Raw genomic sequence first — 22,423 nt, 5'->3', positions numbered from 1 at the left:
ATGAAATAAATGACACCAACACCAGATTCCAACAACGGAATTTTTACAAAAATAAGCTTTTCTGAAAAGCTTTTCAAAAATTATTTAACACCAAAAAACAACACCAAATGCCACAAAATACGACACAGGCATCCATGCCCACCTCTTCAGACAGCAAAGGCCTGAATGTGCGGCCGGACCTTCTGCCGGAGTCTTTTTTCTTTCTGGAAAAGGGAAAATCATTCTTGCAGGGTACAGCAGATAAGTTCGGATCCAACGGTACCGTTTTCAGGACCACTTCCAAAATAAGCAGCTATAACGGCAAGGTTTATACGATTTGCCAGGGACAGGTTTTTTTGCAGCCTTGCGGAACCGACACTACTAAAGTAAATGCGATCCTGAAGCCTTTCAGTCAGCCGATCAAGGGCCTTGCTATTAAATACATTGTATACAGAGGCCTGAAAAAATCTGATTTCTTTAGTGGAAGTGATGATGTCATCAACGGACTGGGAGCAACAGGTTTTGTAGACGTCATCAGAAAAGAATTTACAGCCCTTTACAGTATGCTGGGAATTTCAGAACCTACATTTACGGCGCAGTTTATCGGGTTTCCGGGATCCAGCAGCCCGCAGCCTGCCAATACGCTGATTGATGATTACTTCCTGAAAGTCTCCAAAACGCAGACCACCGGAACCACAACTACCGAAGCTGAGCCTGCAAAGGCATTCGAACTGCCGATGATCCCGGGAGGAACCCATCTGGGAACAGTAGATGGAAGCATAGGTATTGACATAGTTTTAAACGAAGGAGACTATACCATTGCCAATGACCCCAATCCATTTCAGCTGAATCTCGACTTTGCCCGCAATCCGGATCATGTTTTGAACCAGGCTTCGGGAGCGAATGATTTCCAGAAGAAGCTGATCCGGGAAACGGCAACCCAGTTCCTTGATATTGTCGCTTTCTATGGCTTACATACCCAGGGAAAAGGGAAGATCCATCTGAGTGATCATTCTGTCCTGCAGACAGTGGATCAGATTGCCGCTCAGATTGCCTCTTTTGCAACCGCTCAGACTACCTATCTGTATATCCAGGGCAGCAGGCAGAGATCCTATAATTTTTACGGCAATCACAGCCTTCAGGGAAGCACGAACAATATGAAGATCGGAACGGCAGCCAACAACCTTTCCCTGCAGCAGTTTGAACAGGGATGGCCGGTAAAAGAGCTTAATGCTCAGCCGTCACTGGTTATTCAGCTGACGACCGATAACAATGATGCGGCAGCGATGTATGTAAAACGGGGCGTTTTGCATACTGATACCGATAATGAAGACTATTTCATCCGGGGAAAAAATCTCCTTCAGGAAGTCGCTACCGGAGTCGATACCAATTTCACAAAACCGATCACTTTCAGCCTGAGCAGAACCAGCAGTAATAAAACGGTGGCTTCATTTATACAGCTGATTTATGAGGGGAAAAGCCTACAGATTACTTCTGAAACACCGGGCGCCAATCCGGGGGATCCTGTTGTAACGACAAGTTATAACTTAAAGGATATTGATGATGTCTTTGGACTGATCAATGTAAGTCCGCAAATTGAAAGCAGAAAGCCCGAAGAGCTGGCTTATGTGATCGACCAGAACTTGTTATTGATTGATTTTGAGAATAAAGCAGGCGGGAAAGATATTGCGACGGTGACTACAAAGAAAGTAGAAGATCTGATCATGAAAAATGATACGGAAAGTTTGAAAAGGGTAACTTATGAGACACTATTACACAATATCAGGCAGAGTACGGGAAGCTTTTTTGAAAGCCGATCTGCTTATCTGGATAATTCTAATGGGGGAACAATCGCCTACAGTGATAAGAGAAACAATTTTTATCAGCCGGAAAGTCCTTATTTTTTAAAAACCGAAGTTTTTACGGGTACAGATGCTGTTACTATTACAGGGCTTTCTCTTAATGTAGTAGATGGATCACTGCCTAGTAAAAAAGTGCTGGGAATTACCAAGACTGAGAATGATGTTTTCGTTACTCTTATTGGAAGTACGCTTAATAATCCAAAGTTCTTTCTTAATAATGAACTAAAAGATAACGACGCTTATTATACTTCTTTAGAAAATGTTTTATATACAAGATATTCCTTATCCATTATAGGTGAAGATCAGACAGGAAAATTACAGATTCTGGAACCTGCTAATAAAATATTGGTAAGCACTGTGGACAATATGGTATTTGCAAGTGAGGAATATAGTAAGTGGGTGCCGATGATAAATAGTAATGATTATAAATTGATAATGTCAACAATATGGATGTAGTTATAGTTAGAAAAGATGGTATTGTGAAAAAGCTGTCACAAGTAAAATACAATAGCTTAAAATTCTTTACCTCTGGTCACTTAGCAGGTTTTGAAACTGATTCTGGAACTTTTTTTCAATATAATGATGAAGGGAATTATTCTAATTATTTGCAATATATTGAATATAGAAATAAATTAAGAGATATCGAGGATGTAAATGTTTTCTTAGATTGGCAAAATCCTAATGTTGGTGAATCAATAATAGTACGTAAGCGAGAGATTGTTTTCGTCATAAATGACACTTCTTCGGATGATCATTACAAATGGGTTGATTATACTAAACAATATGCATCTGGAGATTTTTTTTCTAAAGATGAAGTACTTATAACTGGTTTTACACAGACCGGTCAAGAAGTAGATGAAGTCTATTTTAACGATGAAATATCAGCATATCAATACTTCAAAAATAATATTAAATATGCAAAAGATCGGGAGACTGCAGATGCAATTGCTGATACGGCACAAACTATTTACAACATAACTCAAACCGTTTTTAAAGCATTTTCCGAGATTGATATAGTTAATCAAGAGATAAAAGATAGAGTGACGGAAATAAAAAATTATCAGAAGCAGTTATGGGTTGATCCTCCTCTTCTTATTGGAAACATTATTACTATACCGGATAATGATCGGAAAAAAATTTATATCAATAACAGAAATATACTTAGCAAATATTTTGAGTTATATGTAAATTTTAAAAATTATATCCTTAATTCCAATCCCAATGGTAGCAATCATTCTGATTTAGAAAAATTACTTTATTTAGCGATACCATTTAGCCCTGCTGTTTTACAATTGATTCCTGCGACATTAAAAATTGAAATTCTTAAATTTATATGCAGTAAAAAGTATGTAAATAATGTAAGAAATATTACAGGGCTTGATAACGAAAAAAACATTATACATACTAAAAGTATTTTTTTGAATGGGGTTCCATTTTCAGATGAGGTTTTGGGTTCATTTATTGTTAATTTGGTATATTCCGTCAAAAGTACGGAAGTAGATTATTTTTTAGATCATATGCTGAATAATATTGATGATGGACTTCTATTTGTTAATAAAATACCGCTATATCAAGTATTGTATGATAACCTAGGACAAAGTTATAACATTTCGGTTGCTTTATTAGAATTTTCAAATTTATTATTCAAGACAGATTTTAAGCCAACAGAAACAAAAAGTGCTTTTGTGCATGCAATGTATGGATTATGGATGAATAGTAAATACAATCCGTATGATACTAATGGGAATCTAAAACAGAATGTTTTTTATATAGAATCTTTAAATCCAACATCGAATAAACCTGTTGCGAATAATAAATATTTTGTCGAGGATAATGCAGCTACTGTCCCTTCCTCTGTTTTGTATAAGTATAGCTATGAAACCGCATACCAACTTGATGAGATAAGAATACATCCAGTTACAGAATACCCATATTGGTTGTCAGGCCATACAGAATATGTTTATTCAGTTCACTTTCCTGAAGCAGCACCAATAACAATTCCCTATGAATCTGAGAAAAGAATAGGAGTATTTAGAGATAATTTTACTTTTCAATTTAAAGATGGGAAGATAGAAGTTTTACGAGAAAAATTACCTTGGTACATATTAGACGACGAGTTATATCAGGGATCCAGTCATTATTCTCAAAAAACTATGTTATATGGAACTTACCATCCTTACCAACCTGTTACATTAATTAATAACAATGTGGAAACAAAAGTCCCTATACTAACACTTTATGGTGATGAGATACAGATTGGTGATGGCTCAGTTACCATAAACTCTCTTATTCCAATCTTTGTTTTAAAAATGGTAGACGATCTTGGAGATAGAAGTGATGTGGAAACGGTAATTGGCTATAGCGTAGATGGAGTACTTACTCTTTCTGGGATAGGTAATGCTATAAAGTTACGACACCTTAGATGGGCAGCAATGGGAGCTGGTGAAGTTGGTTTGTTGACTAAAACAGGATTAAGAGTTGTACTAGGAGGTGTAGAATTTACCTCAGGCGTTTTAGGTTTTTTTGCCAACTTTGTGAATTGTGATACAAATGACGCTTTTTGCAAAAACATGAAAAACTTTATTATGCTTTTGCAATTAGCAACGCTTTCGGTAACAGCAGCAGATACTTTTACAACAGTAGCATTGAGAAAATCTGCTAAGAATGCAACAAAAACTTTTGGTGAAGGTTTAACACCTGATGTGTTGAGGCAAAAGGTAAAAGAGCGTTTAAAACAGTTGCATCCTAATGAAAGTGATACTATTATACAGCAGGCTACGGATAAAATTTATTATTGCAGTATTATTCCAATAGATCCTTCCTTTTTGATTAATAAAATCAAAGGACTTATTAAGCAACAAACGTGGGATTTGGATCCTCTATATACAAACAACTTTTTATCTGAATATATAAAACTTTGTAGACAAGACTTAGGTCTTTCAGATGATTTTATAGAAGACTTAGTGGTAATTGCTAATAAGAAAGGTAAAGATGGAGTTAAATTTATTTCTCCTGATGAACTGATTTTGCAGACAAATTTTTATGTTAAAGAAATTTTAGTAAGGGGTTTTGGCGCTGGATTCAATAATTTATCTCAATATAAAAGTTTTTGTAATGCAGTCAGAAATAAATTCAAACAAAATTTATTAGATTTACCAGGCGACTTATCTGATCATATCGGGAGCTTGGAATTCGTAGTGAAAGGTTCTGCAGCGCGAACCTTAAAACAAGGTGATCCTTTAGTATCTACATCTGGAGTCACAATACCATTAAAAAAGGCTGATGATATTGATATGGGTATGAGATTAAATGCTACGGATTATGATAATTTTGTTGAAGAGTTAAAAATGGTGGTATTAGATACAATAGATGATTCTGAAGAAGCGACAAGATTGATAAAAAAAATTGAGAATACTAATGGAAAGTTACAATACGATGAAATTCTTAAACAAGTTCCTATTGGAAATTCTGATTTTGTAAGTAAAATAAGGCAAGCTGCTGATTCTCATACTAATTTTGATTTTGGTGATATTAATTTTGCAATCATTAAAAAAGGAGGAAAATACGATAAGTTACCAGAAATACCATTTAAATACTAAAATTATGATAGAATACAAAAACTCTAATGGAAAAACTGTTACAGCACAACAATTTAGTATGCTGAAAGAAGGTAAGATCTATATATATGATGATGCTACAGGAAAACTGAAAAAAACAGAAAATTTTAGCCACTTAAACAGGGCAGGAATTAAGAAAACATGGCATGAATATTACTTAAACTTCTCAGAGAGTAAAAGCGACATAGTTCAACAATATACAAATTCAATGCAAAGTCATTCTGTGCTTATTTATTTTAATAAGCAGAGTATATTTGGATTTGAAGCTTGGGATTGTGAGTTTTACAATGAGAATGGAGTTTTAAAATCCAAGAAAAAAATTGTGATTGATGAGCAAGGTAGAACAATTTTACGTGCTAATTTCGATTTACAAACAAATGAAATAACTCGTCATCCTGCATATTCTCCAACAAAATACTACTTTGGAACACCTCTGGATACGGCAAATGGATTACCCAATCTAGAGTTAATATTCACATATGAGTTTGATATAAATACTAATCAATTTGTTATTTCTATAAAAGATCTGAATGAAACTACAGGACAAATAAATACAATGAATGTAACTAAATTTATTGAACTTTTTGGTCAGGCTTTTTGGGATGCTCATCCATATTACCATTCATTAATGCCATTTTTACCTACTTCTGTAAGTGTTTAAAAATCAAAATTTTAGATTGGGTTAAGTTTTTAGTTTAACAAAATTTAAAATAATAATTATGGAAATTAGGTAAATACTTTACTCAATACGACTTTTATTTGTCTAAAAACAAAGCTGTAATGAATCCAAAAATGAAATAATTTATATGCCAAATTAACGCAGGTCTTACTTAGGGTTATCCTTTGGCACAAAAACATTCAGAGATCTATGTATAAATCAGCTGAAGAGCAGAAGCGGAAAGGAGAGATCTTATGAGGATTATTAATGAATAGGCAAATTACTTTAAGAAATATAAGCCGTCTTGGAATACTTGAAACTATTACAGGATAATAAATATTACAAAGGCATTTATCTAATTCTTCTAAGGCAGGGAAATTAAATCAATCTGATTCCCTGCCTTTTATTCCACAATAAAATTTTAAAAGTTTTTTTAAATAAAAAATAACACGTCAAGTTTTGGCGTTGTGCCCGGATACCTTTGTTTCAGAATAACAGACGAGTTAACGCGTAAGCATTTTAAGTAATTGTCTGACTAATTTTATTCAATGGGGCCGATGGATGCTGTTAAACCAAAAACTGACAACCTATGAAATAAATAATAATTCCACCATATGTATGGGAGAAAAAATGGATTTACCAAGGTAAGTTCTTGATAAATATGTTATTGAAGAACTTTTTATAATGATTATTACAACAGTAATTAACGTTTATATATCCTTACAAATTTTAAAAATATGATATGAATAAAATAGGTTACTTCAATATGGGTTACAAACTATTATTCCTTTACAAGAATTGAAAAAGATGCTTTTCTTGAAGAGAGTATTTAGAGTAATGCTTTATTCTTAGAAGATGATTTTTTATTTAATGTATATCATGTTACTCTTTAAATAACCCCCTCAACACAAAATAATTTACATGCCAAATCAAACACCGGTAACACACAGGTATTACCCGAGGTTATCCTCTGTGGTTACACCTGACCAGATCCCAGACATTCTGGGATTTATAAAAGACGGAGTCATCGGGCTCCTCGACAAGATCTATTACAAAGATTTACAGTACAGTAAAGGCCCGAAAGGAGATTCGGCTTTTTACAGTTTATCCATCGTATCGAAGAGATTGGATATTGAACTTCCGGGAACGGGAATTTCTTTGGTCCTCAATCCGGATCTCGAAGGAAACGATTCATTGATCTCGGCTTTTCCGATCACGATCGAATACCAATGGAAAATCCTGGCGTACCTGCGCCAGTTCAGCTTAGGGAATTTTTCCTTTGAGCCGCAGCAAATATTTGAAGTCGCGCTTCGGGTGCTGAACATTACGGAAGAACAGGTAATTGCCCATATTGTTAATACTTTTGTAGAGTCTGACAATCCGAATATTACACCATTAATGAAGTTTGTGCAGGAACTAGATGGAGATCAGAATTTAGGATTAACACCTGCTACCAATGCAACTACAGTAACAGATGTGGTAATGGATATTTACCAGAAATCAAATGAAAAATATGCATCTTTAGTAGCGTTCGCTACTTATTTATCAACAGACGACATCCAGGAAACCGGGAAAAAAGTGAAAGAATTTTTCCGTTCGCTGATCCCGCAGGATATCGATGAATTCATCAAGGAAGTGATCATTCCGAAATTCAAAGCCACGCTGATGCTTTCGGCAGCTATTGAATTTCCTAGGAATATTTTAACACCGGCTTATCCCCGTAATCATGAAAAAGCCCTGGATCCTATTCCTGAAAATACACCGGGATTTTTGGATAAAGTAATGCTGAAATTTGGGGAGGCTGTATTTTACGCCGATACTGAAAGAGGCTTTGGGTACAATATGGACCTGGCCCTCAGCACCAGTTCTCCCGCACTGATCGGGAATACAGGCTTTGCTATCGATATTCACAACATGAAGATCGATTTAAGCAAAAAAGAAAACATCGCAGAAGCCGATGCCGACGGACGGCCTAAGGAATTCATGGGGGTCTATATGGAATATACCGAGATCTTCCTGCCTAAAAAATGGTTTAAAAAACAGCAGACCGGGCAGACTCTCGGGATTTCTGCCAACCATTTGCTGATCGGTACAGGCGGATTGTCCGGAAATATTGCCATCCGTCCTACATACAGTACGGAAAAAATAGGCAACACTACAAAAGTAGTCGATTATTTTGGAAATTTCTTTAATCTGGATTATACCAATCTTAAAGTGAAATCCATGAACGGTGCATCTGTGCAGCCTATTGCCAGTAAAGCAGATTTATTACTATATATCAACGGACTGGAGTCTCCTGCACAGCTGAAATTTGTCTTTCCTTTGGAGCTGACGACCACAGCAGGACAACACAGGACCTTCAAGAAAGAGGATGAATATACTAAATTCTTAAGCAGCCTTGATGTTAATCAGCTTACTGATATCAGCAAACGTACATTATGGTTTAATCTTGGAAAAGATGCAGATAAGTCATGGGAATTGGGATTCAGCAATTTTGAAATTGATTTCCATCACGGACAGGTAGTCCATTCCTTATTAAATGCCGCCTTGAGAATTAAAAAGTTTAAGCCCGAAAATGGACAGGGAGAATTGCTTATTAATGTAATAGGAGAATGGGAAAGCAAAGAAAACTTCAAGCTTGCTGCTGCATTTTTGCCTTCGGGACTTACCATGAATCTATTCGATATCCTGAAATTTAATCTTCAGAGTATTGAGATCGGCAAAAAGGATGATAACTTTTACATCGAAGCCGATACGCAGATTTTCTTTCCGGCAGATTCCTTCGGAGAGAAACTATTTGGTGAACAGGGGATCGATCTTCCATCCATCCGCTACTATGCCAGCGGGAAATTTGAGCTCGGAGGCGGGAACTCAATTATTCCTGTAAACCTGAACCTGAATATCGGACCGGTGACCATGAGCGTTTCTGCCATCCACATTGGGACAGTACAGAAAATGTTCAATGGGGTAATGCGTCAGTATAATTATATCGGATTTGATGGAGGAATCAATGTAAACCCATTAGGAATCGATGTAAGAGGAAACGGGGTAAAATACTATTACACCAATGATAACGATGAAATGGTTGCTCAGTATGGCGGTGAAGAAAAAGATTACAAAGATGACTATTTCCATATTTCAACTCTTGAGATCGATTTAGTCATTCCGGGAACAGCCAGTGCAGAAGCCGCCGTGGCCATCATTAAAGGGTCACTGACAATTCCTGAGCCTGGAATTTCGACGGAATATCGCGGAAAAGTGGCGCTTCAGCTGCCGCAGATGAATATTTACGGTTCTGCCGAAATGGCTTTTGATCCTAAATATCCCGGGTTTTTAATTGATGCCAATGTAGAGTTTCCTTTTGTGATTCCGCTGGGATCGTTCGGGATCTTTGGATTCAGGGGCCTGCTCGGCTACCGGTATGTAGCCCATAAGAGTGCCATCGGAATGGGAGATAATGACAGCTGGTACGACTATTATGTTCATCCGGAAAGAGGAATCCACATGGATAAATTTATCGGTCCGCAGCATACCAAAGATATGGGCTTTCCATTCTCCATTGGGGCCGGAGCATCGCTGGCCACGCTGGATGGCCGTCTGGCATCGCTACGCGCCATGGTATTGCTGTCCGTTCCGAGTATGTTCGCTATTGATGCGGGATTGACGATCCTCAGTGAGCGTCTGGGTCTTGCGGAAGACGATCCGCGTATGCCGCCGTTCTATGCATTTGTTATTGTCAGCAGCGATTCCTTGGAAATCGGGGCGGGAGGAAACTTCCAGCTCAATAAAAATGACGGCTCCTTTATTGATATTAAAGCTGAGGTTCAGATGGGATTCTTTTTTAAAAACCAGAAACCATGGTATATCAATTTCGGAACCAGAGAAAAGCCGATTACAGCAGCTTTATTTAAAGATTCTCTTAACATTAAAGCGCAGGCCTACCTGATGATCGCTGCCAAAGGCATCGAAGCGGGAGCAAGAGTGGATTTCAACCTGAACCTTCTCATCCTGAAAGTCTGGGCCGCTATTGAAGTGGGAACCAAAATCAGTTTTGAGCGGCCTCAGGTAGGAGGGTATGTTTATGTTGAAGGAGGAGCGGAAATCAATCTGTTTATTGTTAAGGTTTCATTGTTCATTTCCATTTACTTCAGGGTCGAGCTCGTAAAGCCGTTCCTTATTCTTGCCGAATTCAAACTGGAGCTAAAAGTGAAAGTCCTGTTTATTAAGATCAAGCTGAAAATCCATTTAACGATCAAATGGGAGAAAAACGATCAGGTGGATACAGATCCGGTAGCTCCGATTACCTATGTTTCAGATAACCCCAATATTGACTATCCTAAAGTAGCCAGGCTTGAAAGTGCTGCAAAAGGCGTAAATATGCTCACGAATGAGGATTTCATACTTAAGGCATTTACAGGAATTCAGATCCCGAGCCCTTCAACAGTGAGAAATGATCCTAAAGTGAATTATATTCCGCTCGATACCTATGTGGATTTTAAAGTGGAAAAAGGAATGATCCCGACTTCACAGGTCGACAAGAAAATCGGGGGACATACCAGCGGTGCAAACGGCTATACTGATCTTATACCTCCTGAAAAAGTGCAGCCCGGAGGTCATGTAATCCGTCAGGTGAAGCACCAATATTCTCTGGAGGATGTCCGTATTTTAATTGCTAAAGGGGATAGCTGGATAGAATATAACCCGTATCGTGGTGTATTGTCTGAACAGCAGGCCAACAGTATCACAGGAATTGATGATTTTAAAATAGGGTTTTGGCAGAAAACCAATGAAAAGTATGATACGATCAGGCTTCTGGCATCCACTCCTTTCTCATTCCTGGACGGAGGACAGCCCGGGTGGTTTATCCCGGAACAGTATGGAATTACCGCTTCTTCACTGTTCTGTACCGATCATCAGTCTGTCTGGCATCATTCCAATGTACTGGATAAAACAGTCGGGACGGTATACCATCAGCCTGTTATGTATCCGAATGAATATATCAACGGAGCCTATTACAATATCCTTGGAACGGCAACGGATGATGACTATATGGTTGTTTCCAATGCATCCAATCCTCATGGTTTTGCAAAATCCCTGAAGATTACCAATGGAAATGCAATGGTCATCCTGCTTCCGGAAGCTTCCGCCAGGATTAAGCTGAAACTTTCAACATTGGCAAGTGATGTAACAATCAGACTTTATAAAGAAGTGTTTTCCAATGCGATCTACCAGAACTATGAACTGATTACGGAAGTTAACAAAACAAAAGATGAACTTGCTGTAGAACTCGAATTTAACGAGGGAGATCTTTTCAGTAAGTATGTCAGCAAAATTGAGGTTATCCCTTACCATGTGAACCAGGCACAGATCGATGCGATCAATGCACAGATTGACCAGATCTGGGCAAATGCCACGGCCAATACAACCGGAGAGGTGAGTTCAGTCATTCTTTCTCAGGATGATCAGGAGCTGCATGATAATTTGGTTGCTCAGCTGGATAGCTTGAAAGATGCAGGATGTACCAGTGCCCAATGTAATGAACTGGATTTTGAAGTGCTGGAAACCGTTAACAACTATCAGGGATTATTCGGCTCCGGAATAGTGAACTTTGATGCTTCTGCCGTCGTAAATAACTGGGCAGAGTTTGAAAGTATGTACATGCAGACAACCTATGGCGGGCAGGCACCGTATGTGGATTTTAATATTCATTCTGTTATTTTCCTGTATCTGCCGAACAATCCTTTCAGTTCATTTATCGAAAGAAACAGTGTCATTACAAAAATATCAGATAAAACAGATGGAATTGATGTCTGTTATTCTGCTGAATATCCGAAAGAGTTAATCAATAAGGCAGTAATTATCAAGGTAAATAAAGTCGCTCAAAAACCGATCGGACTTAAGTTTACACCGAATTGCGGATGTAATGAAGAAACGGAACCCTGCAAAAAAGATGATCTGTTGTGTAATTTCCTCAGTGAGATCAATGCCAGTCTTTATAACTGTATCACACCGGGAACGCCGCTGCGTAACAACCGTAAATGTTTTGAGATCCTGATGAATGCCATCTACGTTTTTGATAAAGATTATCCTTATTACAACCTGATCAGCGGAGCCGGGCTTATCCTGAATCTGATGGATGAACTGAAGAAATACCTGGATACAGACGGTGCTACCCTGCAGGGAGCTTTGGATATTGTAAAAAAGATTTTTGATATCCTATACGAAATCGGAGACTGCGGATGTACTGATCCTGTAGATTATGTAACCAACTGTTATACGCTACTGCAACAGGTTTCATGGATGACCGCTACTGACTATGAGTATGAACAGACCATTCCGGCACAACCGGCCGTACAGCAGGATATGCAGCTGATGCTTGATGCCATGTCTAAAGTAGTACAGCCTGTATGGAGACCAAGCAGTGCTTACTGCATCCATATCAAGACGAGGGATAATGTAAACGGAGATACTCCGCATGACTTTAATTATTATTTTGCTTTCAAAACCGCCGGACCTATTGGGCATTTTGAACAGAAGAATCCTGGTTATATAGATTGGGTGAGAGATGAGGAAGGAGAACCTGTTACCCCTCCGAAAAAGAAAAGTAAGGAAGAATATCCGATTACTTCTCTCGGCTCTTATATTGATATGAAGAGGTCTTATCCTAAAGCAAACGGTGACCTTTTGATGGCGAAACCGTTATTTTATGGTCATGAAGAATGTGAGATCCGTTTATTCTTTACCAAGCCTTACGTATACAATATGCTTAAAAACTGGGAGCCGGGGCAGGGGCTTGGACCTATCAAAGGAGAAATGAATATCATGATTAAAGATCCTGTAACAAACGTTATTATTCCATATCCGTTACCGGAACACTGGACCCATGAAACTGTGCCTGAAACCATTACAGAATGGGTAGGGGATAATGATCCGAACCTTCCGCTGGGAATTCAGCAGATGATGAACTACATCAACTACGCGAATTCACCTAACAGTACTCTGATCTGTAATATTAAGCCGGGTAAAGCAGTAAAACCGAAATCCAACAGCTACTCCGTAGTACTGGATAACCTGAATCCGGAAAAATTATATACAGCGATTGTATCCAATGCATTTGATGATAATGGAGACCTGGATTTTGCACCGTATCCTCTGCCTGAAGATAAAACTTATGTTGAAAACCCTTCAGTACACGAATTTGTATTTAAAACATCAAGGTATAAAAATTTCAAAGAGCAGGTAGAAAGCTATAAACTGAAAGAATATAATGATCATCAGGCAGTTATAGGAGAAAAAGAGGCAGTATATCAAATCAATGCCAATTTTAACCAGCAGAAACTGGATGATCTGTATAGTTTGGTGTCGGGAGGAACTGAAAATGCACATTTGAAAGATCTGGCCAATACCTATTCTGAAATTTTCGACAGGGCTCTTGAGGGCGTAATGGGGCTGAAACCGCTTGATCCGCCTTCCAATACAGAATTTGTAAAGATCATAGATAATGCTACGAAAAATGTAGTGGCTTTATTAATCAGGAATCCTGAGCCTTTCAATGATCCGAGAATTCCGTTAAGCGATATGGCCAACTGCTTCGAGGTGCTGAGCCAGACCGGGAATGTAAATCTGGAATTCAAAGTGATTTATTCCAAAGATTATTCTCAGATTCTGGTCATGCATCAGAGTAAGAAAATTATTAATTCAAAATTAAACTGCAGATTCAGATACAAAACCTGGAACGGAGCGCTTTACGAGCAAAAATCTGTCGTTACATTAAATGAAATCCAATTATAAAATTAAATTAAAATGAGTTTTTTTAAATATCATAACTACAGCAGTTCGGATGCTGTTATCAATCACACCTGTAAAGGTTCCGATGTATTGGCACAGGTTGGTCAGCAAAACGGTGCCGGTTTTATAAGTATACTGGACGAAAGTGGAAATACAGTATGGAGTAGAACCTATACTACAGATGCGGATATTAATTTCAAAAAAGTAATGAAATTCCAGGACGGATACGTCATTATGGGAGCAGAAAACGGGGAATCCCCGTTTCTGCTTCGTATGACAGAGTCAGGAATTGTTTTATGGTATAAGAGCTTTCCGGAGATTACCGTTAAGGAAAATATTTTCATGAAGGATTTTTATGAACAGTATATTCATTTTGCTTTTCATGACTCCAGGTTAAATGAGAGCGGCTTGATGTTCATTTCGGAAAGAGGGGAAATAATCTATCAGCAGTTTGTTCTGAACAGTCAGGGTAAAAGAGATTTTAAACTGACAGGTTTCGCCACTTACGGAGAGCTTATCTATCTGGCAGGGGTTGAAATGGCAGACAAAATGGAAAGAGGAATTGTCATAAAAGGAGAAATTGGACAGGATGCGGCAGATGCAAAATACATCTCATTATATGATGACGTACCCATCATTCCGGACGGCGCTTACTGCCATCAGTCGGTGGGAACATTTTTCATTTCAGGAACTGCCAATGATCTCCCTTATTTTTTAAAATTCGATGAAGGGTATGGAGTAAATTATCAGCAGTTTAAAGATCTGCCTACAAAATTTGCGATAAGTGAAACGTCTTTCTATGCTTACAACAGTAGAAATGAGATCATTCATTCAGACTATAACTACATACATGAATGGGTTAAAAAGCTGGATGTGAAAACACTTAGAATTGATCAGGTTTGGAATGGTCTGCCGTTGTTTCACGGGCTTCATGATTCAGCAAGTTATTCCGGATACCTGCAGAGTGATTTTAACAGCTGTAAAACAGTTCCGCAGGAATACTTCAGACCCCAGCCTATAGAATTTCAGAAGGTTTCTGCAGAATATAAATTTGAAAACAGTGGATTCAAAACATACGAAAGGGGATTTGATATGGCTGATTTATCATATGATCTTTCGGAGGTATGTGAAGTAGGAAACAGCATCAATTTTAATGATCTTTCAGGTTTGCAGACCCCAAGCTTCTATTTGCAGGCTGCCGGTTCAACCGGCGCAGACAGTACAAAAGGAATACATCTGAGGTGGAGCTTTGGAGGGAAATTAGGGGAAAACCATTTGCCTAAAGGAAATGCTGCTTCTACGTCATATAACTTCAACAAACCGGATGATTTTGTCAAAATATACAGGACGCCGTATGTAAAATCTGTTTTCTCACTGGACTTTTCTGCGCCCCCGCAGCTGGTAGATGATAACCAGAAAATGTGGGTCTATAAATTCAACCATAATACAAGACTCATTTATGTATATTTCAAAAATAAAAATGTATATGCACAGGTTAGACAGTCTTATAATCCGCTTACAAATCCTTTACAGTTTATTGAAAAATATGGAAACGAACTGATTGAAGTACAGTGTAAAACCGATCTGTTTTTCGCAGCCTCTCTGAAAGTGAATAATCTGCAGTCTTATTCCGGACTGCAGCTGGAAGCGCTTTCTGTAGTGGACAACAGCTCTGTTGCACAACAGAACCTTACTTGCAGAAAAGCATTCTACGGAACAGAAGCCGGTTCCAACCATTTCAATGCTGAAAATGGAAAGACCGTTCGCTTTAAGGCGGACAACTGCCTGATATCAGTTATTGATTTTGAATTCTATTCAGATTTTATCATCAGCAGGAACCGTGCGCAGGCATGGAAATTTACAGGGCAATTCTCCCTGACAACAAATACTGCTCAGGCGTTGAACAGACTGGACCCTTTGCCGGATTCCAACCCTGTAAATGGAGCCTGGCTGCGATATAATGACAATGCTTTTGTAAATACCGATAACTATAAAAATAAATGGGAGCATCCTTCCCAAGGACCTTTGGACAGGGATATTCTTACAGTGATTAAAAAGTATATCAGCCTCAGTAATGCACAGCCGAATCCTAAGGCTAATGAAACTCTTGATCTGAATTTCGGAGCTGCCCAGAATGATCCGTCAGTAGTCATCAGTGCAGATCCAGTTCAGGATGGGCAGACAGAAATTTCAAATTTGGATATTCTGAATATTGCTTCACTGGATTATCACATAGCAAGAATGCTGGGATTAGGGCATCTGGATGTGAAAAACGATGTAATAAATGATGAATTCATTTACATTGCAGAATATTACACCAATAAAAACCTGGATATCAATACGTCTGATAAAACGTATCAGTTATTATCCATGTCATTGCCGGTATCTATACAAACCGAGAGATTATCCCTTCCGGTAGATCTGCTGAAGCTTTCTAAAGGAATGGAAGGTAATAATCCGAACTCTGCCGGCCTTTATAACAGTGAAGGGTATTCCCATGACGGAAAATACAGGTATATCAGTATCTATAATATCCAGATTCCGGATTTTCAGATGAATCCTTCATTTTTTGATTCGAGCCAGGCATTTGATGCTTCCTCATTTACCAATCCGGTATATGCAGGGTTGGAACATAGACTGGTAAAACCAGGCGAACCCGATACCTATGTCTGGGCCAAACCCGAACTTTGCCATGATACCCAATACCTGAATGCAGATACCTCAGCCAATTCTTTTGAGACATTGCCGATTCAGATTCCGTCAACATATGCACCGCTTTACATGCATAAACAGGATAAAAGCGGAACCTATTTTTATAAAGGATATGGAATCAACTGGTTTTCAAGAGCTCAGTATGGAGAGAAAGAACTCTCCATTGATACGGATATCAAGCCGGCAAACAGGCTACTGCCTCCGTCGGGAACAAATGCTTTTAATATTCAGAAAGAAAAACCGTTAACCTTTACTACTCAGAATGAGCAGGAACGTTTACTGGCTATCAGTGAAAACGAAGACAAAACTTTAGTAAGGATCACTTACGATTATCATATTTATCAGGATATGATCGGTTACTCAGTTCCGTTTGATTCCGCAATTTCAAGTACAACATACGAACAGGATCCTGAAAGCTTATTCCCGGATAATAAAGAAGTCTTCGCGGATGAAGTGGAAATTTTTTACAGAAACTATGCTCCAAAAATCATCTCTGCAAAAGCATATGAAGTACTGCCGCATGCCAATCAGCTTATGGCCATTATTAAGACAATGGATTATCTGGTTCCCGGCTCAGGAGCTTTGAACAGCGGTGTAACACAGCCTTCCATTCCGACACAAACCTATAAGTCTGAAATTCCTGCAGGAACATCAGCAGGTGATTATATCGGAGGAATATTCATGATGGACGGTGACAGCTATATCATTAACGGAATAGACCAGACCTCCGCAGGTCTTCATTTTACGGTCTTTAAAAAGGCTGCCAGCGAAGCGATTATAGCCGGAACGACACCACTGATCGATCAGGCAAGTTTGACGCTTCCCGTAATCAACCCTGCTACGGAAGGTCTTTTCAGCGTAACGGAAAATATGCAGAATACTTCAACCTGGGGTATTAAAAACCCGAATTCATTAAAAGTAAAGATCGGGACCAGCGATTGGACTGTTCATAGAGAAATTATCGAAACGGCATCATCTGCAGGAGGAACCCAAAGATATCTTGAAAAGAGCAGGGGATTCTGGAAACCGGCTGTAGTGGAAAAATATTTTGAAACACTTACTGTGTATCAGAACAGTCAGGGAACAGTGATTGATTATCCGGATGGGCCCCTTGTCCATAAAGGTATTTATAAGATTACATTCCCCGGGTTCAAAATGGCACAGCACTTACAGTATAATGCATCCTCCCATTCCGTGGAATGGCAGAATGGTATTGTAAGAATGTTTATCAATGAAGATTACAACAATGGAAATCCTTCAGAATCCAGATCGGTATTTAAAGTCGTTAGAACGGAAAATATAGGAACCAATAACGACTTGATTTTATATGTTTACGATAATAATTTTATTATTGAAGAGGATAATGATCATAAGCCGAAGTTTCATCATATTAATGATACAAACTTTGCGTCTAAAACTTCCGATCCTGTTTTGGGATCAGGACTTAAATTGAACTATTATCCTTCATATAAAGTATTTCTGTACAAAAATGTAGCGAATAATCTTACGCAGGATGTTATTTTGCCTGATGATAATGAAGATGTGAGATATTCGGTATTCGGGTTACGAAGTGTAGACAACGATACATTGGATCTGCAGGGTGCAAAGTATAAATCAAAATTCAGTGTTCCTGCCGTCATGTTCGCCAATAAGATTATTGAGCCGAATCAGCCGAAGCAGCCTACAGGATCAAAATATGCTACCAGACCCGATAAATTCGGAAAATCAACCTACAGTTTTATTACAGAATACAGTCATAAACCTTATTCCGTCCAGTTTTTCAGAGCGAATAACGCATTGTTGATGGCAGCACTCTACACGCCGGCTACCATCGAAAAGATCAAAAGCAGGCTTAATGGACTGGGAGGTACGGATGAGGAATTCTTTAATGACCGCTGGATTAACTTCATGGACTTTGATATGTTAACCAATCCGGTAAGTACCGTATATACAGAATTTCCTTATGCCGGAAAAAAACGGTATACGATGCCTATCCCGGACAGTGAGGATTTCTGGAATGATATTAATGCCTTTATAACAGAACACAACCGTTATTTTAAACTCGAACCTTCTCAACAAGGCATCTATTCACCATTATTGGATGAAGGAAATTGGAAAAACGGGATATATAAAATCAACCATCGTGTCATTAATGCCGTTCCGAATACATCTGATGAATTGAGATTAGGACATTTCATTAAAGAAAGGATTTTCAACTGTTTCCTTCCTTTAACAGAAGTTCCGATGATCTATCAGCATATTAAGAGTATGAGTTTCTCTGATCCTTCCGGGCACAGGCCGAAGAATAAGAAACAGAATATCCGGGATGCTTCAGGATACCTGTTGCCTGCTACCCATGCAGATTTTGATATGGCTCCCATGGCAGCCGTGTATAGTTCATCTCCAAAACATTCAACCCTGTTTACGGATTTTACATTGGATGGTGCTTCAGACAACTTCTATTTTTACGGGGCAAGGGAACTTGGAAACCAGATGCAGATGGGAGAGTTCAGTGCATTTTTAGGACCGATCAAACTGGTCAATACAAATCCGGCTGAACCTCCTAAAATTGCAAGTCTTTTACCGGTAGTGGATAATGCAACACTGGGAATTACCGCTAAAGTAAAAGTGGAAGTTAATCCTTATCCGGATGTACAGAAGATTACTAAAGTTTCTCTTTACCGTGGCAACAATAAGCTGGATGCAGATTCCATCCTGAGTATGAAACATATTAAGACGGTGGATGTTGCAGATCTGGAAATAGATCAAGCAACGGATAACTGGGTTTTATATGACGGATTTGAAGATCTTACAGATAAACCGTATGGAGACCTTCTTTTTTATCGTGTCGTTGTGACCAGAAAAGTAGAGTATTCTTCTACAAATTATACTCTATCACCTCCTGCTGCAGAAGTCATTGTTGAAGAAGCTCCTTCAATGCCTTCAAAAGTGGTGGTAAGCATGCTGATTGAAAATTATAATCCGCCGACCCCTGAACTGAAGTATCACTCTGAGCCTGTAGCTGTAGATTCGGATACCATCAACTGGGTAATTTTATCATGGGACCAAGTTTGTTATAAAGGAAAATATCAATTATACAAGCTAGGCAACCAGGGGAACTGGAAAGAAATTGCAAAAATTGATACAGATGTTAAAGATATTTCTAAAGCGCATTTATCTCTGCTTCAAACGATCCCTTCAACCAATACGGAAGAATGGGTAATTCAGGAGACATTTGATCTTACGGCAAATAAATTCTATTTACCGCTTGAAAAAGTAAATCTGGATCCGATGCAGATTAAAGACTCTGACGGAAATATTTTGTATCACCACTTTAAATTAGTGGCACAGAATACATCCAATATGTTCAGCACCCAGGAAAAAATCCTTACCATTTATAAAGAAGAAACCTGGTCAGACATTGGAGGTATTTCATCGGACGGAATTGATGGGATGATCACTCAGGGAACATTTATTATCAGGCCTTAACAATTAAAACAAGAAATTATGTCAAAGAAACAAATATCAGAATTGAAAGAGTATTTTAAAGCAGGAAAACGACCTACGGAAGACCAATTTGGAGACTTGCTCGACAGTTATGTCCATCAAAATAAAAATTTAAATAGTGATTACGTAGATTTCTATATTGATTTTCCCCATAATGAGAGTAATGCTGCTATTGATGTAGTGTTTGGAAATAACTTTGTAAATGGATTAGTTACTCTTGAAATGGTGGGGTCTTACTCATACCAAAGCAGTGTGGGAAGTATAAAAAAACAGTTTCAGATTGGGGCTAATCCTGATAATTTTATATGGTATCCTACTACATCAAGAGTAGTTGAAGCGGAAGGCAGTATTCTTGATAATGTTTATATCGGAGATTTTGTATGGGATCCAGCAATTAATCAGTACAAGATTACAATCTACCATACCGTGCCTTTAGGAAATCCGTATAATCTTAAAATTTCACAACAGGCTTTAGGAGAACTTGCTTTAGAGAAGATAAGTTTATCAACTATATATAATAAACCTATTGTTGGACAAAACAGGCATTTCATTAACTATAATCAGAATGTAGGAATAGGAACTAAAAATCCCCAAGCAAGATTACATATCGTTTCGCCTTTCTCAACACCTGATCAGCAGGGAAGTTTTTCATTAGGTGATACCACTTCTCCAAACCTTAGGATGGGATATAATTCACAATATACCTGGATTCAGAGCCATTCAGGTTCTACTCTTCAGATAAACCCTGTTGGTAATAGAACTGTGTTGAACAGAGATAGCGGAAATGTAGGGATTGGCATAAACGATCCACAGGCAAAACTAGATGTTAATGGTTTTGTGACCAGCACAATAACAAATTCCAGTATAAATTCAACAAATAAGGTAGGCTTCAATATCAGTGAGTTAGGGGATAATGTTTGTGAAATGTCTTTCTCCAGAAACGGAAACGGTATTGTCGAGCTAAAAACTTTTGGAAGCAGACATTTAACATTGGGAACGAATGGGATAGAAAGAATTCATATTAATGCTACTACCGGTAATATAGGAATCGGAACTCAAAATGCGGATCAGAAGTTTACAGTTAAGGGTAAAATTCATGCGGAAGATGTCATTATAGATATGAATGTCCCGGCAGATTATGTATTCGAGAAATATTATGATAATCATTCATCAATCAGAGAAGATTATGCCATGATGGATCTGAATGAACTTGAATCGTTTATTAAAGAAAACAAGCATCTCCCGGAGATTCCTTCAGGAAATAAAATGACTCAGGATGGAGTCACACTGGGAGATTTCCAGATGAAATTATTACAGAAAATAGAAGAGCTCACACTATATGCAATTTTTCAGCATAAGGAAATTGAGCAGTTAAAATCATATGTAAATAAACTATAATGCCAAAAAGACTAATATCAGAATTAAAAGAATATTTCAGAGCAGGAAAAAGGCCTACTGAAAATCAGTTTGCAGATTTTCTGGAAAGTTACGCACATTTAGACGGTCCGCAGCTAGCCAGAATCACCAATAATATCAATACGGAGAACGGATATCTGAAGCTCAGAGGAATGGATAACTCTGTTGTTGCCCAAATTTCCCTTCAGGACATCAAAAGTAATATGGGAATTCCTAATAACTTGGTACATAGTGTTAATGGACAAACCGGAAATGTCGTTGTAGATATTGAAGGGCCAACTGATGTAGGAAGCACAAGAGAAGGAATCTTAAAATTTTTTACGGCTAACCAGAGCGGTACGGATATTTTCCATATTAAGCTTCCTTATAAAGTAAATACACATTACGCGATGTATCACATAAAAGCTTCAGGTTATGCTTATGGTTCGGTAGATATTATTGATGTAACATGGGTTGGTTACTGTTATCAGCCCATTGGGAATATTATCAATCATAAATCTCATGTAGCTGTATCTACGGCTATTACAGCAGGCCAATATGTAGGTTCAGACTCTCATGTCTATCTTTGGCTGAAGCTTCCGAATACCTATTACTCAACATTAAAAATTGATGCTATGCGTGTAGGAAATGGAAGTCTTTTGAAAGAAGGCGATTTACAACTTATCGTCAGCGATTTAAATCAGTTGTAGTTTAAATTATCTTGAATATTAACAGAGATGCAGAATTTTTATTCTGCATCTTTTTATTTGATAGAATAGGAAACAAAAAAGCCACCCTTAAAAGGATGGCTTGTAGACCCACAGGGATTCGAACCCCAACTGATGGTACCAAAAACCAGAGTGCTACCGTTACACCATGGGTCTGTTTATTTTAGTGGTGCAAAT

General features: G+C 38.2%; 7 protein-coding genes and 1 tRNA gene. 7 read left to right on the top strand and 1 reads right to left on the bottom strand.

Annotated features, from left to right (window positions below; genetic code table 11):
* Positions 1-107 precede the first annotated feature (107 nt).
* The 7 genes from H561_RS0116085 (at position 108) to H561_RS0116050 (ending at position 22,228) form a co-directional block, all read left to right on the top strand.
* The gene (locus H561_RS0116085) at positions 108-2,297 is read left to right on the top strand and encodes a hypothetical protein (protein ID WP_027387948.1); all 2,190 of its coding nucleotides are present in this window, start codon (positions 108-110) and stop codon (positions 2,295-2,297) included.
* On the top strand, positions 2,288-5,440 hold the full coding sequence (locus H561_RS0116080) for a hypothetical protein (protein ID WP_027387947.1): 3,153 nt from the start codon (positions 2,288-2,290) through the stop codon (positions 5,438-5,440). The genes H561_RS0116085 and H561_RS0116080 overlap by 10 nt, the downstream gene beginning before the upstream one ends.
* A gap of 4 nt (positions 5,441-5,444) precedes the next feature.
* Positions 5,445-6,119, top strand: coding sequence for a hypothetical protein (locus tag H561_RS0116075; protein WP_155845816.1), 675 nt, complete (start codon positions 5,445-5,447; stop codon positions 6,117-6,119).
* Positions 6,120-7,037: 918 nt separating this feature from the next.
* On the top strand, positions 7,038-13,907 hold the full coding sequence (locus H561_RS0116070; RefSeq protein WP_027387945.1) for a hypothetical protein: 6,870 nt from the start codon (positions 7,038-7,040) through the stop codon (positions 13,905-13,907).
* Between the two features lie 12 nt (positions 13,908-13,919).
* Positions 13,920-20,105, top strand: coding sequence for a hypothetical protein (locus tag H561_RS0116065; protein ID WP_027387944.1), 6,186 nt, complete (start codon positions 13,920-13,922; stop codon positions 20,103-20,105).
* 18 nt (positions 20,106-20,123) lie between these two features.
* Complete coding sequence (locus tag H561_RS23405) at positions 20,124-21,521, top strand: hypothetical protein (protein WP_051349415.1); 1,398 nt, start codon at positions 20,124-20,126, stop codon at positions 21,519-21,521.
* Complete coding sequence (locus H561_RS0116050) at positions 21,521-22,228, top strand: hypothetical protein (protein ID WP_027387943.1); 708 nt, start codon at positions 21,521-21,523, stop codon at positions 22,226-22,228. Before H561_RS23405 ends, H561_RS0116050 begins: the two co-directional genes overlap by 1 nt.
* Before the next feature lie 103 nt (positions 22,229-22,331).
* Here H561_RS0116050 and H561_RS0116045 read toward each other — a convergent pair.
* Positions 22,332-22,402, bottom strand: a tRNA-Gln gene (locus H561_RS0116045).
* Positions 22,403-22,423: the final 21 nt, after the last annotated feature.

The sequence above is a fragment of the Chryseobacterium gregarium DSM 19109 genome (assembly GCF_000430845.1).
GTDB lineage: Bacteria > Bacteroidota > Bacteroidia > Flavobacteriales > Weeksellaceae > Chryseobacterium > Chryseobacterium gregarium.
The sequence above is the reverse complement of the archived record's forward strand: the minus strand, read 5'-3'. Positions and strand labels throughout refer to the sequence as shown.